General features: G+C 68.6%; 14 protein-coding genes. 10 read left to right on the forward strand and 4 right to left on the reverse strand.

What is annotated here, in order from left to right; all coding sequences use genetic code 11:
- Positions 1–28 precede the first annotated feature (28 nt).
- From ABZ824_RS36420 to ABZ824_RS36435, 4 genes are all read left to right on the forward strand, one after another.
- Entirely contained in the window at positions 29–2,275 is a 2,247-nt protein-coding gene (locus ABZ824_RS36420) for a hypothetical protein (protein ID WP_356969047.1), read from the forward strand.
- Positions 2,272–2,826 (forward strand): GtrA family protein, encoded by a 555-nt coding sequence (locus ABZ824_RS36425; protein WP_356969049.1) that lies wholly within the window; start codon positions 2,272–2,274, stop codon positions 2,824–2,826. Before ABZ824_RS36420 ends, ABZ824_RS36425 begins: the two co-directional genes overlap by 4 nt.
- A 9-nt stretch (positions 2,827–2,835) precedes the next feature.
- The gene (locus tag ABZ824_RS36430) at positions 2,836–3,066 is read left to right on the forward strand and encodes a Trm112 family protein (RefSeq protein WP_355080815.1); all 231 of its coding nucleotides are present in this window, start codon (positions 2,836–2,838) and stop codon (positions 3,064–3,066) included.
- 208 nt (positions 3,067–3,274) lie between these two features.
- Positions 3,275–3,793 (forward strand): L,D-transpeptidase, encoded by a 519-nt coding sequence (locus tag ABZ824_RS36435; protein WP_355080817.1) that lies wholly within the window; start codon positions 3,275–3,277, stop codon positions 3,791–3,793.
- Between the two features lie 25 nt (positions 3,794–3,818).
- On the opposite strand, the gene ABZ824_RS36440 is transcribed toward ABZ824_RS36435, so the two are convergent.
- The 4 genes from ABZ824_RS36440 to ABZ824_RS36455 form a co-directional block, all read right to left on the reverse strand.
- Complete coding sequence (locus ABZ824_RS36440; RefSeq protein ID WP_356969051.1) at positions 3,819–4,454, reverse strand: TetR family transcriptional regulator; 636 nt, start codon at positions 4,452–4,454, stop codon at positions 3,819–3,821.
- A complete protein-coding gene (locus ABZ824_RS36445; RefSeq protein WP_356969053.1) occupies positions 4,451–5,245 on the reverse strand; it encodes an ABC transporter permease in 795 nt (264 codons plus the stop codon). Before ABZ824_RS36445 ends, ABZ824_RS36440 begins: the two co-directional genes overlap by 4 nt.
- A complete protein-coding gene (locus ABZ824_RS36450; RefSeq protein WP_356969054.1) occupies positions 5,242–5,973 on the reverse strand; it encodes an ABC transporter ATP-binding protein in 732 nt (243 codons plus the stop codon). Before ABZ824_RS36450 ends, ABZ824_RS36445 begins: the two co-directional genes overlap by 4 nt.
- An 88-nt stretch (positions 5,974–6,061) precedes the next feature.
- A complete protein-coding gene (locus tag ABZ824_RS36455; protein WP_356969056.1) occupies positions 6,062–7,582 on the reverse strand; it encodes a multicopper oxidase domain-containing protein in 1,521 nt (506 codons plus the stop codon).
- 243 nt (positions 7,583–7,825) lie between these two features.
- Between ABZ824_RS36455 and ABZ824_RS36460 the strand changes: the two genes are divergently transcribed.
- From ABZ824_RS36460 to tyrS, 6 genes are all read left to right on the forward strand, one after another.
- On the forward strand, positions 7,826–9,004 hold the full coding sequence (locus ABZ824_RS36460) for an FAD-dependent oxidoreductase (RefSeq protein WP_356969058.1): 1,179 nt from the start codon (positions 7,826–7,828) through the stop codon (positions 9,002–9,004).
- Entirely contained in the window at positions 9,001–9,891 is an 891-nt protein-coding gene (locus ABZ824_RS36465) for an RNA polymerase sigma-70 factor (protein ID WP_356969060.1), read from the forward strand. Before ABZ824_RS36460 ends, ABZ824_RS36465 begins: the two co-directional genes overlap by 4 nt.
- A gap of 25 nt (positions 9,892–9,916) precedes the next feature.
- A complete protein-coding gene (locus tag ABZ824_RS36470; RefSeq protein WP_356969062.1) occupies positions 9,917–11,062 on the forward strand; it encodes a low temperature requirement protein A in 1,146 nt (381 codons plus the stop codon).
- A 192-nt stretch (positions 11,063–11,254) separates the two neighbouring features.
- Entirely contained in the window at positions 11,255–11,896 is a 642-nt protein-coding gene (locus ABZ824_RS36475; protein ID WP_355080831.1) for a DNA-3-methyladenine glycosylase, read from the forward strand.
- A 107-nt stretch (positions 11,897–12,003) separates the two neighbouring features.
- Positions 12,004–12,435 carry a DoxX family protein gene (locus ABZ824_RS36480; RefSeq protein WP_356969064.1) on the forward strand — a complete coding sequence of 144 codons (432 nt, stop codon included), beginning with the start codon at positions 12,004–12,006 and terminating at the stop codon, positions 12,433–12,435.
- A 420-nt stretch (positions 12,436–12,855) separates the two neighbouring features.
- Positions 12,856–14,145: a tyrosine--tRNA ligase gene (gene tyrS / locus ABZ824_RS36485; RefSeq protein WP_355080835.1), complete on the forward strand. Its 1,290-nt coding sequence runs from the start codon at positions 12,856–12,858 to the stop codon at positions 14,143–14,145.
- Positions 14,146–14,568: the final 423 nt, after the last annotated feature.

Consider the following 14,568-nt stretch of genomic DNA (forward strand, 5'->3'; position numbering starts at 1 on the left):
ACCGCGGTGACGGTAGGGTCTGGAACTCGTGGCCGAACGTAGCACCTTTCCTTCGCGCGAAGTCTGCACATGGGGCGTCATCACGGCGCTCGGGGTCATCGCGGGATACGGTGCGGTGCTACTCGCCAACGTCCGGCATTTCTATACCGACGACACCGAATCGCAGTACGCGCCGCTGTGGGTGATGCTCGGCCGGTACCTGCGCGAGGGACGATTGCCCGGCATGATCCCCGAGCACTGGATGGCGGGCAACTACACCATCGAAGAGGCCGGGCTGCTCAATCCGCCGCAACTGCTGATCGATCTGATCGCGCCCTCGGTCGACAACCTCGCGCTGTACGCCACCGTGGTGAAACTGATCTTCGCGATCATCCTGGCGCTCGGGGTGTACCGGATCTGCCTGGCCTACGGAGCGAAGGCGCCGTGGGCGGCGGTCGCGGGGGCCGCCATTCCGTTCACCGGATGGCTGCTGTTCTTCGACGAGTCCAGCTGGATGACCGCGTTCACCGGCACCGCCTGGATGGCTCACGCCTGGGCCTCCGGCGTGCGCTACGCCCGCGGGCGCAGCGGGCCGATTCCCACCTTCGTCTTCTTGTATCTGGCCATCTCGGTGCAGTACATCTTCCCGGCGGTCGAGGCCGGTCTGATGGTGGTCGCGGTCGCGATCGGCGAACTCGTGTACCAGAAGGCGTGGCGTCCGTCGGTGCGTCTGCTCACCGTCGCCGCCGGTGCGGCGCTGGCCGGACTGGCCACCTACCTGCCGAGCATGCTGTCGGCGAAGGTGACCTGGCGCGGCACCGCGCAGATCAACAACGACCAGTTCCTGACGGTGCCGTGGTCGGAGTCGCTGAACGCCAGCTTGCCCAGCACGCTGCCCGCGTTCAGTTCCTGGTGGGGCTACGTGCAGCCGATGCCGGTGGTCTACATCGCGTGGTTCCTGATTCCCGCCCTGGCGTTCGTCGACTGGCGCAAGGCGCTCGGCGCGGCGCGTGAGCTCGTCGCGCCCGGGCTGTTCGCGGTGATGGCGCTGATGTGGACGGCCGGTCCCGGCGCGGTCGGACCGTTGCGCTGGCCCGCGCGGGTGTTGCCGATGATCGCGCTCGGCCTGCTGGTGCTGGTGTGCGTGCTGCTCGGCCGTTTCGCGACCGTGCGGGACTGGCGGCGGCGTGGCACAGCGGCCGCGGTGCTGATCGGCCTGCTGTGGGTGCGCACTTTCTCGGCCGCGCCGCACGAGGTGATCCGGCACGTCGTCGCGGCGCTCGGGGTGGCCGCGCTCGGCGCCGTCGCGGTATGGCTCGGGCGCAGCCGGGGCGTGGCCGCGGCGTGCGCGCTGATCGTCGTTTCGGTCTTCCCCATCGCGTACCTCCAGGTGCGGGACGCGCAACCGACGCCGATGGGCTGGAATCTGCCGGAGAACCGCTCGGAGATGAAAGCCGCGTTCCCCGACTTCCCCGGCACCACATTGCAACTCGGCGACCGCATGCTCATCCCGCCGCAGGAACGGAATCTGCCCGGCGCGTACGGATCGCTGGTATTCGGCAACTACGCCAAAGACCTCGAGCTGACCTACGTCAGCGGATACACCCCCAACGGGCACTACTGGTTCGGCGAGACGTTGTGCATGCGCTGGGACACCAGCGTCTGTCCCGATGCCTACCGGCGCGCGTTCGCGACCGAGCCGACCACCGGCCGGACCATCGTCGACCTGATGAAAGTCGACCGGGTGGTACTGCATCGCGCTCTGTACCCGGACGCGCGCGACCAGCCCGCGCCGCCCGGCTGGCGCTGGGTCGACTACCCCGGGCACGAGAAGTACATCTCGGTGCTGGAGCGCACCGACGGCTCGATCTCGGCGCGGGACGGCCGGATCGCCGCCACCCAGGGCGTGACTGCCACCTCGGTCGGGGAGTCGGACACGACCAGCCGGGTGCGGGTGAGTTCCACGGAGGGCGGCCGAATCGTCTTCGCGCGGCTCGGCTGGCCCGGTTACCGGGTGACGCTCGACGGTCGCGAGACACCCTCCACGCTGGTGGCGAAAACTTTTGTCGCCGTGGATCTTCCGGCTGGCAGCTCCGGTGACCTGGTGGTGTCGTGGCAGCCGCCGGGGTGGCGGATCGGCGCCGCCGCGGCACTGCTCGGCCTGCTCATCGTCGGCCTGTCGCAGTGGGCGTATCTGCGCGGCAGGCGGCGGCTCGACAAAGGTTCCGGTGACGAGCCGTCCCCGCTCGACGCTGCCGTGACGCCGGAAACCCACCTGGCCGACGCCGCCCGATGAGCGCGGATGCGGCGGACGACGTCGGCGCGCCTGCATCGGACGCGCGGCGCTTCGATGCCGCGGGTGCCACGGCCGAGACGGGTTCCGGGGCCCAGAGCGCGGACCCGGGTCCGCTGCTGCGCCTGGTGCGTCGGCAAGAGATCGCGTTCGCCATCGTCGGCATGGTGAACACGGGCCTCGGCATGGCGCTGACGGTGCTGTGGCTGGCGGTACTCGGCGATCGGGCGCCCGCCGCGCTCGCGCCCGCCCTGGCCTACTCGATCAGCGTGTTCGCGGCGTTCGTCCTGCACCGGACCCTGGTGTTCCGGGTGCGCGGGCGCACGGTGCGGGATTTCGTCGCGTTCGTCGCGGTGAACTCCGGCGGACTGGTGCTGAACATGGTGCTGCTCCAATTGGGCGTCTCGGTGCTGCACCTGCCGAGCATTCCGTCGGCGATCGCGGTGATGGCGCTGGTGGCGGGCGCCAGCTTCTTCGGTCATCGCCACATCTCGTTCCGCCGGACGCCCGCCCCCGATGCGGACGGTTCTCGTTCCGGCCCGGCCGGAAGGTAGGTTCCTGATATGCCTGAGCACACCACCCTGGACGCCACACTGCTGAGCCTGCTGGCCTGCCCGCAGGACAAGGGCCCGCTGCGGCTGGTTCGCGCCGCCGACGACAGCGCGTTGCTCTACAACCCGCGCCTGCGGCGGGCATACCCGATCGAGAACGGCATCCCGGTGCTGCTCGTCGACGAAGCCAGGGACGTCACCGACGCCGAGCACGAAGCGTTCACCGCTCAGGGCGACGCCTGACCCTCCGCGCGGCCGTCCCCTTTCTCTCACGACTCGCCCACTGCGCGGCAACGGATGCGTCACGGTCGTTTTGCGTCCATTGACCGTTCGAAGCCGGCTCCGCCATGATCATTTGCACTTCGAGACGGTCATCTCGCTCCAGCACAGGGGCGTTGCGACCGACCTGATCAGCGCACAGGTGGCGTATGAGAGAGAGGTCGGGAACGTCATGAGCGATTCGCGTTTACGTAATTGGACGGCTCGATGCGCGATGGCCTGCGCAGTCGCGGCGGCGGGATTCGCCATGGCGACGCCCGCGCAGGCCGAGCCACTGTGGCCGGGTGGCCCGGACATCCCCGGTTTGCCCGCGCTCATCCCACCTCCGCCGCCCCCGCCGGCCGTGGCGCCGTGTTCCACCGCGGCCCGTGCGTGCATGCGGCTGTCCACCAATGAGGCGTGGCTGATGGACGACGGCAAGGTGGTCTACGGCCCGACGCCGATTTCGCACGGCATGCCGGGATACGAGACACCGCCCGGCGTCTTCCACGTCTCGTTCAAGAAGGAGTTCCACTGGAGCACCATGCACAACGCTCCGATGGAGTACGCGACCTTCTTCAACGGCGACATCGCCTTCCATGTCGGTCCGATCGAGAAGAAGTCGCACGGCTGCGTCCGGATGACCTACGAGGGTGCCAAGGCGTTCTACGAGTACCTGTGGCCCGGTGACGTCGTCGAAGTCGTGGAGTGACGGCCCCGGCGTCCCCTCGTCGCGGTCACCGGGACACCGGTTCCTGGCCGATGTCACCGGTCAGATAGCGCTGCAGCGTCGGGCCCACGGCGGCGACCAGGTCGGCGGCGGACATCGAGGCCAGCGGTTCCACTCCGATGACCTTGCGGCCGACCAGCACGCCGATCATCTGCGAGGCGACCAGGCTGATCCGGGCGCGGCCGTCGTCCTGCGGGGTGGCGATCCGCCTGCGGACGCGTTCCAGCACGACCTCCAAGAGGAACGCCCTGGCCAGGGACGGATCGTGACTGCCGGCCAGGACACTGCGCACCATCGCGACCACGCCGGGACCCGCGGGCGAATCCCACACGGCGACCACCGTGCGAAGAATGGTCTCGCCCAATCGGTCCAGCGGTGCGGCCTCGATGACGCGCAAGGTCGCCTCGGGATCCACCGGCAACTCCACCACCGCGGCGAAGAGCTGTTGCTTGGTGCCGAAGTAGTGATGCACCAGAGCGGGATCGACCCCGGCGTCGGTGGCGACCGCGCGCACGGAGGTCTTGTCGAAGCCGATATCCGCGAACCGGGCGCGGGCGGCCGCGAGGATGGCCTCGCGGGCGCCCGATTGCCCGGGTCGGCGGCCGGTGCGAGCGGGACGCTCGGTGCCGTTGCCTGCCGTCACGCGGTCCGCCGTCGTAGCGTGGCCGCGCCGAGGCACAGGGCGACGATCGCGAACCCGGCGACGATGGCCAGATCGCGCCACATCTGGCCGGTGACCTCCGGATGCGTCGACACCTGTTGCAGCGCGTCGACCGCGTAGCTCAACGGCATCACGTTGCTGATCACCTCCAGCCAATCGGGCAGCTGGCCGCGGGGAACGAGCAAGCCGCACAAGAAGATCTGCGGGGCGACCACGACCGGCATGAACTGTACGGCCTGGAATTCGGTGCGGGCGAACGCGCTCGCCAGCAGACCCAGCGCCACCCCGCACACCGCGTCGACGACGGCGATCAGCACCACCCACGCGGGGCTGCCCGCCGAGCCCAGTCCGAGCAAACCGAACGAGACCAAGCAGGCGACGATCGCCTGCGCGGCGGCGGCCAGCGAGAACGCGGTGCCGTATCCGGCGAGCAGGTCGAGTTTCGTCAGCGGCGTCGACAGCAGTCGCTCCAACGTGCCCGAGGTGCGTTCCCGCTGCATGGCGATCGCGGTGATCAGGAACATCACGATGAACGGCAGGATGCCGAGCATGCTGATGCCGACCCGGTCGAACAGCGGCACCGGATTCAGCGGGTTGGTCGGAGTGTCCTTGTAGATGAAATACAGCAGCGCCATCAGCAGGGCGGGGACCACCAGGATCATGGCGACGGTGCGGTGGTCGTTGCGCAGTTGCCGCAGGATGCGGCCGGTGGTCGCGGCGTAGGGGCGCAGCGTCGGCGTCCGCTTCGGCGCGGCTTCCGAGATGGCGGTCATGCGTTCTGTCCCATCGTGATAAGGGTGAGGAAGGCGGTTTCCAAGTTCTGCTCGCCGGTCTGCGCGCGCAGTTCGTCGGGGCTGAGCTGGGCCAGCAACTGACCGTCGCGCATCAGCAGCAGCCGGTCGCAGTGCTCGGCCTCGTCCATGACATGGCTGGAGACCAGCAATGTCGTCCCGTTCGCGGCCAGTTCGTGGAACTGCTTCCACAACTCGACGCGCAGCACGGGATCCAGGCCGACGGTCGGTTCGTCCAACACCAGCAGTTCGGGCTGGGCGACCAGCGCGCACGCGAGCGACGCCCGCGTCAGCTGGCCGCCCGAGAGTTCGTCGCCGCGTTGCTGGGCGTGATCGGCCAGGCCCACCGCCGTGATCGCGTCGTCCACGTCGGCGCGATCGCGGCCGTAGAGCGCGGCGAAGTACGCGACGTTCTCCCGGACGCTGATGTCGTTGTAGATGCTGGGCGCCTGCGTGACATACCCGATCAGATGGCGAAGCGTCGGGGAGCCCGCCGGGTGGCCGAGCGCGGTGACCTCACCCGATTCGATGACCTGGGTGCCGACGATGCTGCGCATCAGCGTCGTCTTGCCGCATCCGGACGGACCGAGCAGCCCGGTGATCGAGCCGCGCGGGATGACCAGCGAGACGTCGTGCAGGACTTCACGGCCGCCGCGGTGGACCCGCAGATCTCGTACCTCGACGGCGGGGGAGGGGCTGGCTTGCGACACGGTCGCCTCAATTCATCGAGTGTTGAATTCACTGTACGATGAATTTAGCGCGCTCGCGCTCGACCGGCAAGAGTGCTTTTCCCCGGAATCAGTGGCCGTGCCGCACCGGCGGTGTTCCCGCCGCCTGGCCCGGGTTCACGACCACGAACTGGCCCATCATTCCGAGGTCCTCGTGCCAGAGCAGATGGCAGTGATACATGTACGGCGCGTCCGGATCGGCCGGGCCGTCGAAGCGCATCGCCAGCCGGACCGTGCTGTTCGGCGGCAGGAAGACGGTGTCCTTCGGGCCGGTCAGTGCCGGGGGCGGCGGCTCGTCGTCCACCGCGAGCACGCGGAATCGCACGTCGTGGATGTGGAAGTTGTGCGGCATGCCGTCGTTGTTGCGCACCACCCAGGTCTCCGCCGTGCCGCGCGTGACCGCGAAATCGATGCGGTCCATGGCCATCGGCCTGCCGTTGATCCCAGCCAGGTTCAGGTCGAAATGCCGTTCTAGCACCGAATCACCGCCGTCCGGGGTGGTCGGAGACGCCAGGATCGCGGGGAGTTCCGGCGCGGGCCGCAACGTACTTGCCGCGCGTAGTTCGAGGATGTCGAAAGTGTCGTCGCCGCCGGAGAACCGCTGAGTCCAGAAATCCAGCCCGGCGTCGAGTTCGCCGCCGCGCAGCACGGTGCGCTCGCCCGGCCGCATCCGGACCACGATCTCCGCCCGCTCGCCCGGTGACAGCCGAAGCCGGTCCACGGTGCTCGGTCTTTCGATCAGCCCGCTGTCGGTCGCGACGAGCGAGAACGGCCGCCCGTCGGCGAAGACGAAGGTATAGATCCGCGCGGTCGAGGCGTTGAGCAGACGCAACCGGACGAGTTCGTCGCCGACGTCGCGGTACGGCGCGAGCGTTCCGTTGACCATCGTCCGATCGCCGAGAAACCCGACGTCGCGGAACATCGCATGCGCGGAGTCGAACGCAGCGCCGTCGAACCGCACGTCCTGGACGATCAACGGCAGATCGTTCACCCCGTAGTCGGAGGGGAGGGGCAAGGCGGTGGACACCTCGTCGTCGAGCAGGAACATACCCGCCAGTCCGCGGCGCACGTGCGTTTCGGTCGCACCGTGCGGATGGGGGTGATACCAGAGCGTCGCGGCCGGTTGATCGATGGTCCACTGCGGCGTCCACGCCGCGCCGGGAGCCACCATCTGGTGCGGCCCGCCATCCATTGCCGCGGGCAGGTGCATGCCGTGCCAGTGCACGGTGGAGGCCTCCGGCAACGTGTTGCGCACGGTGACGGCCACGTTCTCCCCGCGCCGCGCCCGCAGCGTCGGCCCGAGGTAGTCGCCGTTGAATCCCCACGTCTCCGTAGTCCGGCCGGGCTGGAATTCCCTTCGCCCGGCGCGCATGTCGAGTTCGAACGTGCGCGTCCCGTCGGCGCCCACCCGCGACGGCGCCAGCGGAGGAATGGCGAGTTCGTTCCGGAATTCCGTCTTCCCGACCGTGGACACGTCCGCTCGGGCGTAGACCCAGGCGACGCCACCGACCACGAGGACCGGCAACGCCGCGACGCAGACGACAACGATGAGCAACCACCGCCGCTTGCGCGGCCGGAAATCCGAAAGCATGGACCGACGGTAGAAATGGCAAGTGCCCCAACGCATCCGGGAGCATCCCTATTTCCACCCCGGTCCACCCCTGATGCCCGCGTCCGGACTTTCCGGGTGCGGGATCACGCACCGATCGGAAGCGGCCGGTGTACTGTGACCCAGAACACAGCCCGGGGTGTCACGTCCGGGTCCGGTCATTTGTCCCATGGTCGTCACCATCCGCCATTCCTGCCCCGGTGACCCGACCATTGGAGCACTGCCATGAACACCGAACATCGCATCGTCGTCCTCGGCGGCGGCTACACCGGCATGCTCGCCGCCGTGCGGCTGGCCCGGCGCACCCGAGCGCTCGACGTCCGGATCACGCTGGTCAACCCCTCGGCCCGATTCACCGAGCGTCTGCGCATGCATCAGGTGGCCGCCGGTCAGCAACTCGCGGACCACCGGATTCCCGCGCTGCTGGAAGGCACCGGGGTCGCCTTCGTCCAGGGCTGGGCCACGGCCATCGATCCGGTGAACCAAGAGGTGACCGTCGACGAGACGACTCGTCTTCCCTACGACGAATTGATCTACGCCCTGGGCAGCACCGCGGACACGACCATCGTGCCCGGCGCCGCAGACCACGCGTGGACCCTCGACAACCCCGCCACCGCACACCGGTTCGCCGAGCGCCTCACCGAGGTCGCGGCGCGCGGCGGCGCCGTCGCGGTCTGCGGCGGCGGCCTCACCGGCATCGAGGCGGCGGCCGAGATCGCCGAGAGTCATCCCGGCGCGCGCGTCACCCTGATCAGCACCGGCGAGCTCGGGGCCATGATGGGGACGAACGCCCGCGCGTACCTGCATCGTGCGCTCGATCGCCTCGGCGTCACCCGCGAGACCGGCCGGGCCGTGGTGAAGGTGCTGCCCGACGCCGTCGAACTGGCCGGTGGCGAGTTGGTGCCCACCGACCTGACGCTGTGGACGGCGGGTGTTCGCGTGTCACCGCTGGCCGCGCGGGCGGGCATCGAGACCGACGCGCACGGGCTGATCGTGGTCGACCCGACCCTGAGGTCGGTGTCGCATCCGGCCGTCCACGCCATCGGCGACGCCGCCGCGGTCCGTCAAGCGTGGGGGCAGATCCACGGCACCTGCCAGAGTGGGATGCCTACCGCCGCCTACACCGCCGACGTCATCGCGCGGCAACTGCGCGGCAAGCGCGTGCGGCCGTTCCGCTTCGGGTATTTCCACCAGCCGGTCAGCCTCGGCCGCAAGGACGCGGTCATCCAGTTCACCAAAGCCGACGACCGCCCGCGCCGCGGCTACCTGGCCGGACGCGCCGCCGTCATCTACAAGGAGACCGTCAGCAGCAGCCCGATACCGACCTTCGCGCTGAGCAAGCGGATGACGGTGTCGGTCGCGCTGTCGAAAGGTGGCCGCGCCACCAGGAGAATTCAGCCATGACGGACCGGACAACCGAGCAGGACCCGTTTCTCGAACACCGACGTCTGCTGTTCGCCACCGCGTACCGGATGCTGGGGACCGTCACCGATACGGAGGACGTCCTCCAAGACGCCTGGCTGAAGTGGAACGACACCGATCGGTCGACGGTGCGGCAACCCAAGTCCTACCTCGTGCGCACGGTCACCAACCTGTCGCTCAACCGGCTCACCTCGGCCAAGGCCACCCGCGAGAACTACGTGGGCCCCTGGCTGCCCGAGCCGTTGCTCACCGCACCGAACATCGCCGAGGAGACCGACTTGGCCGACACCGTGTCCACGGCGATGCTGGTGGTTCTCGAAACGCTCAGTCCCGTCGAACGCGCGGTCTTCCTGCTGCGCGAGGTCTTCGGCTACACGCACGCCGAGATCGCCGAGACCCTGGACCGGCCGGAACCCGCGATCCGGCAGATCGCGCACCGCGCCAAGCAGCACGTGCAATCCCGCAGGCCGCGGTTCGACACCGACAAGGCGCAGCGCGACCATGTCACCGCCCGATTCATGGCCGCCTGTTCCGGCGGCGATCTCAACGCGCTGATGGATCTGCTCGCCCCGGACGTCACGTCGTGGTCGGACGGCGGCGGCGTGGTCACCGCGGCGCGCCGACCGTTGTACGGACCCGATCACGTGGCCCGCTGGATCCTCGGCGTGCTGGCCAAGCCGGTCGTCGCGGGCTTCGTGTTCGAATCCGCCTGCATCAACGGTGAACTCGGCGCGCTCGTATTCATCGGCGGCTCCCCGGTGGCCGCGTTCACCTACGACATCGTCGACGGACGAATCCAGAACCTCCGGTTCCAGGTCAACCCGTACAAGCTGAAGGGCCTTTCCATGGGCACCGACGCGCTCGGGTGATCTTCCGCCGTTCTAGGCTCCAGCCGTGACCAACCAGAGTGCCCTGTCCGCTGACGGCGGACAGGTACGGGCCTCGACGCTCGAGCTGTTCTTCGATCTCGTCTTCGTTCTCACCATCACCCAGCTGTCGCACGTCTACACACACCATCCAGGCTGGCAGGCACTCGCGCAGGTGGCGCTGCTGTTCGGGGTGATCTGGTGGATGTATTCCGGTTACGTGTGGCTCACCAACGAGGTCGCGCCGAACAGTTCCGCCCGGCGGACCTGGCTGCTGGTCGGCATGTTCGCCTTCTTCGTCCTCGCTCTGGCCATCCCGGACGCGTTCCACGGCACCGGCATCGCCTTCGGGTTCGGATACGTCCTGGTCACCGCCGTGCATACCGCGCTGTTCGCCTCGGCGGGCGGCACGTCGGCGACCACCGCGATCCGCCGGATCGCCCCGCTCAACGCCCTGGCCGCCGCCCTCGTGCTGGCGGGTGGGTTCGTGCACGACTGGGTGCAGTACGCCTGCTGGATATCGGCGTTCGCGGTGCAGGTGATCAGCCCCTATCTGGTCGACACGGGCGACTTCGTGGTCCGAGCCAGTCATTTCTGCGAGCGGCACGGGCTGGTCGTGATCGTCGCGATCGGCGAATCCCTCGTCGCCATCGGCGCCGGGCTGGCCGGAGAGCGGATCACGCCGGAGTTGATCGCCACCGTCGGCCTCGGTCTCTGCCTGGCCTACGTCCTGTGGTGGGCGTACTTCGGCGTCGACGACGAGCGCGGCGAGCACGCGCTGGCCGCGGTGCCGGACCGGGAACGGTCCCGGCCGGCCGTACTGGCCTACGGCTACGCCCTGTACCCACTGCTGATCGGCGTCATCGTGGCCGCGGCGGGCATCCAGATGAGCATCGCCCGCGGCGGCGTGGCGAGCCCGGTCGCCGTGGCCGCCGCGCTCTCCGGCGGCGTCGCGCTGTACTTCCTCGGTCAGTTCTTCTTCCGCCTGGCACTGCGGTTGCCGCGTCCCTGGGCGCGCCTGCTCGCGGCGCTCGCGGTGGCGGCCACCACCCCGATCGGCGTCTACTGGGTCTCCTGGGCGCAACTGGCCGCGATCGTGATCGTGGCGTACGCCGCCGTGATCGCCGACGACTTGCTCACATTGCGGTCGGGCGAGCACAGCGCGTACTTCTGAATGCGCCCATTGCCTGCTCCGGTCGGCCGGGTCAACGATTTCCGCTGGTCCTCGCGGGTCGGGTCGGTCTGTGCGCATCGGCGCTCACGCCACATGGCACGCCGTCATGTCCTCGTCGCGATCGTTCGTGCCGAGGCGTTACGCGTGCCGAGCGGCTGCGCTGCCCCGCCTCCGTTGTCGCCGTCGAGGACAATGGCGGCTGTGTGTGCCCAATCTGTCGAGGAACTTGCCGTCGAACCTCCCGCCGCCGCCCGCCGTCTGCTCGGGGCTACCTTGTGGTCAGGCCCGGTCGGTGTCCGGATCGTCGAAGTCGAGGCCTACGGGGGAGACCCGGCCGGGCCGTGGCCGGATCCGGCATCGCATTCCGGTCGCGGCCGGACCAAGCGCAACGGCGTCATGTTCGGCCCCGCCGGTGTGCTGTACGTGTACCTCAGCTACGGCATGCACACCTGCATCAACGTGACGAGCGGACCGGACGGCATCGCCAGCGCCGCGCTCATCCGCTCCGGCGAGGTCGTCGCGGGACTGGAGACGGCGCGCGCGCGACGTCCCGGCGCCCGATCCGATCTCGACTTGGCCCGTGGCCCGGGCAATCTCGGCGGTGCGCTGGGAATCACTCTGAGCGACTACGGAACTCCGCTGCTCGATCCGTCGTCGCCGATCCGGCTGGAACTGGACAGCCCCGTCGACGCCGCCGAGATCGCGAGTGGCCCACGGGTCGGCGTCAGCAGCGCGGCGGATGTGCCGTGGCGTTTCTGGCTTCCGGGTTCGCGGGCGGTGTCGGTGTACCGGCGCAGTCCGCGCGCTCCGTTGTCCGCCGCGCAGTCGGTCTGACGGCTCGTCGAGACTTTCGCCGCGGCGCGATGAGTTTTCGCGAAGGTTCCCGTCCTATCAGGTGAACGCGCCACCAACCCGGCGCCACCGACCCGAAGGACAGAACCATGACCGCCATCGCCACCACCACCACCGGTACCGTCGCCGTAGCCCGCCCCGGCAAGGTGCTCAACCGCACCCTGTGGACCCTGCAGATCCTGCTCGGCCTGTTCCTGATCATCGCCTCGGGCCTGCCGAAACTGGTGGGTCAGTCCGACGCGGTGCGGATCTTCCACGAGATCGGGTTCGGCGACTGGTTCCGGTACCTCACCGGCCTGGTCGAGGTCGCGGGCGGCGCAGGTCTGCTCGTGCCGCGGCTGAGTGGCCTCGCCGCTTCCGGCCTTTCGGTCACCATGGTGCTGGCGGCCGCCACCCAGGCATTCCTCTTGGGCGCTCCCGCGCTGGCTCCGTTCCCGCTGGTGCTGGCCGTCGTGTTCGCCTTGATCGCCTACCAGCGTCGGGACAGCATCGCCGCGGTCCGGGAAATGCTGCCGCGCTGAGTGCACGCGTAGTGGACGGTCGGTGGACTCCGGTCCACCGACCGTCGATGCGCATTACGGGGTAATACGTCGCGGTGGACGCCTGGGGCGCTCTGGGTCGGTGCGCTCACCAGGTGCTCGCTACCGTCGATCACTCTGCCGGGCTCGTCGTCGAACGACCGTCTCGACCGCGAGCCTCGGCCATCCACCACGACTCTCGCGCGAGTGCGGCGAGCGCCGCGTAGCGGTCCGATGCGGCACGGAACCTCGCACCTGTGCTCGTTCACCGAACGCGGCGAGACCGGACGGCGATCCGTCTCCGCGAACGGGTCGGGCGGACACCTCGACCGCTCGCAGGTAAATCATTCGACCGACACCGCCGCGCGCCCGAGACCGAGGTGCACACGTGGCCCCGAACCTCGTGCGGAAAGATAGGACATCGTGAGCGGCGACATCATCGACGAACTGACCTGGCGCGGTCTGATCGCGCAGTCCACCGACCTGGATGCCTTGCGTGCGGCGGCGGCCGCCGGGCCGCTGACTCTCTACGCCGGCTTCGATCCCACCGCGGCCAGCCTGCACGCGGGCCATCTGGTGCCGTTGCTCGCGCTGAAGCGTTTCCAGCGCGCCGGACATCGACCCATCGTGCTGGCCGGTGGCGCCACCGGGTTGATCGGTGACCCGCGCGACGTCGGCGAGCGGACCATGAACTCCACCGACACCGTCGCGAGCTGGGCCGAGCGGATCCGCTCCCAGCTCGAGCGTTTCGTCGACCTGGACGACTCCCCGACCGGAGCGGTCATCGCCGACAACATGGACTGGACCGGGCCGCTGTCCGCCGTCGACTTCCTGCGCGATATCGGCAAGCACTTCTCGGTGAACGTCATGCTGGCGCGCGACACCATCAAGCGACGACTGGACGGCGAGGGCATCTCCTACACCGAGTTCAGCTACATGCTCCTGCAGGCCAACGACTACCTGCAGCTGCGCCGCAACTACGGCTGCACGCTGCAGGTCGGCGGCTCCGACCAGTGGGGCAACATCATCGCGGGCGTCGAACTCAACCGCCGGGTCGACGGCGCGGCCGTGCACGCTTTGACCGTTCCGCTGGTGACCTCGGCGGACGGCAAGAAGTTCGGCAAGTCCACCGGCGGCGGCAGCCTGTGGCTCGATCCCGAGATGACCAGCCCGTACGCCTGGTACCAGTACTTCGTGAACACGGCGGACGCCGACGTGGTGCGCTACCTGCGTTGGTTCACCTTCTTGTCCCGCGAGGAACTCGACGAACTCGAGCGGGCGACCGCCGAGCGCCCGCACGCCAGGGAGGCGCAGCGCAGGCTGGCCGCCGAGATGACCACCCTGGTCCATGGCGAGGCCCACACCCATGCGGTGCAACTGGCCAGCCAGGCGCTGTTCGGCCGAGGTGAACTGCGTGAGCTCGACGAGGCGACGCTCGGCGCGGCCCTGCGCGAAGCCGCCGTCGACGGTGAGGTCGCGCAGATCAAGGCGGGTGAATCGAACACCATTGTGGATCTGCTCGTCGCGACCGGCCTGTGCGAGAGCCGCGGCGCCGCCAGGCGTGCGGTGAACGAGGGTGGCGCCGCCGTGAACAACGCGAAGATCTCCGACATCGAATGGACGCCTGCCGAGGCCGACTACCTGCACGGACGCTGGCTCGTGCTGCGGCGCGGCAAGAAGAACCTGGCGGGGGTTCTTCGGGCAGGCGCATGACGGTCGCGGTGGCTTGAATCACATCCGTGTGATTCAAGCCGCCGATCACTCCGATCGCGCACCGTTGACCTGCGGAAACGCCAAGTTGTTCAGGCGATTTGACGTAGCGTTATCCGCCGCGTAACTTAGTCCAAGTCAGAGCGACACGGACTCCGACCCGGAGCCGAGCGAAGCGGAAACGCCGAGCAGGACTGGGAAACGAGGTAGTACGAGGAGCGCCTGTCAGCCCAGTATGACGCAGATCGGCCGATGGTCTTGACTTCGGTTGGTTGCTTGGTTAGGCTGGGAAAGTTGCCTCACAGAAGGTCTGGTCGAGACTGGCCCGGATGTGTGTGCGTGTGTTCTTTGAGAACTCAATAGTGTGTCGATGAATGTCAGTGCCAAATATTTTTTGGTTCCGGCCTTTTCACCCCCCGTGTGGAG

This window comes from Nocardia sp. NPDC047038, assembly GCF_040644075.1.
GTDB lineage: Bacteria > Actinomycetota > Actinomycetes > Mycobacteriales > Mycobacteriaceae > Nocardia > Nocardia sichangensis.

What these genes read in the sequence shown, in the direction of transcription:
- ABZ824_RS36465 (WP_356969060.1), top strand. Translation starts at nt 9,001, where the DNA reads ATGACGGACCGGACAACCGAGCAGGACCCGTTTCTCGAACACCGACGT.
- ABZ824_RS36460 (WP_356969058.1), top strand. Translation starts at nt 7,826, where the DNA reads ATGAACACCGAACATCGCATCGTCGTCCTCGGCGGCGGCTACACCGGC.
- ABZ824_RS36475 (WP_355080831.1), top strand. Translation starts at nt 11,255, where the DNA reads ATGGCGGCTGTGTGTGCCCAATCTGTCGAGGAACTTGCCGTCGAACCT.
- ABZ824_RS36430 (WP_355080815.1), top strand. Translation starts at nt 2,836, where the DNA reads ATGCCTGAGCACACCACCCTGGACGCCACACTGCTGAGCCTGCTGGCC.
- ABZ824_RS36435 (WP_355080817.1), top strand. Translation starts at nt 3,275, where the DNA reads ATGAGCGATTCGCGTTTACGTAATTGGACGGCTCGATGCGCGATGGCC.
- ABZ824_RS36480 (WP_356969064.1), top strand. Translation starts at nt 12,004, where the DNA reads ATGACCGCCATCGCCACCACCACCACCGGTACCGTCGCCGTAGCCCGC.
- ABZ824_RS36445 (WP_356969053.1), bottom strand. Translation starts at nt 5,245, where the DNA reads ATGACCGCCATCTCGGAAGCCGCGCCGAAGCGGACGCCGACGCTGCGC.
- ABZ824_RS36455 (WP_356969056.1), bottom strand. Translation starts at nt 7,582, where the DNA reads ATGCTTTCGGATTTCCGGCCGCGCAAGCGGCGGTGGTTGCTCATCGTT.
- ABZ824_RS36425 (WP_356969049.1), top strand. Translation starts at nt 2,272, where the DNA reads ATGAGCGCGGATGCGGCGGACGACGTCGGCGCGCCTGCATCGGACGCG.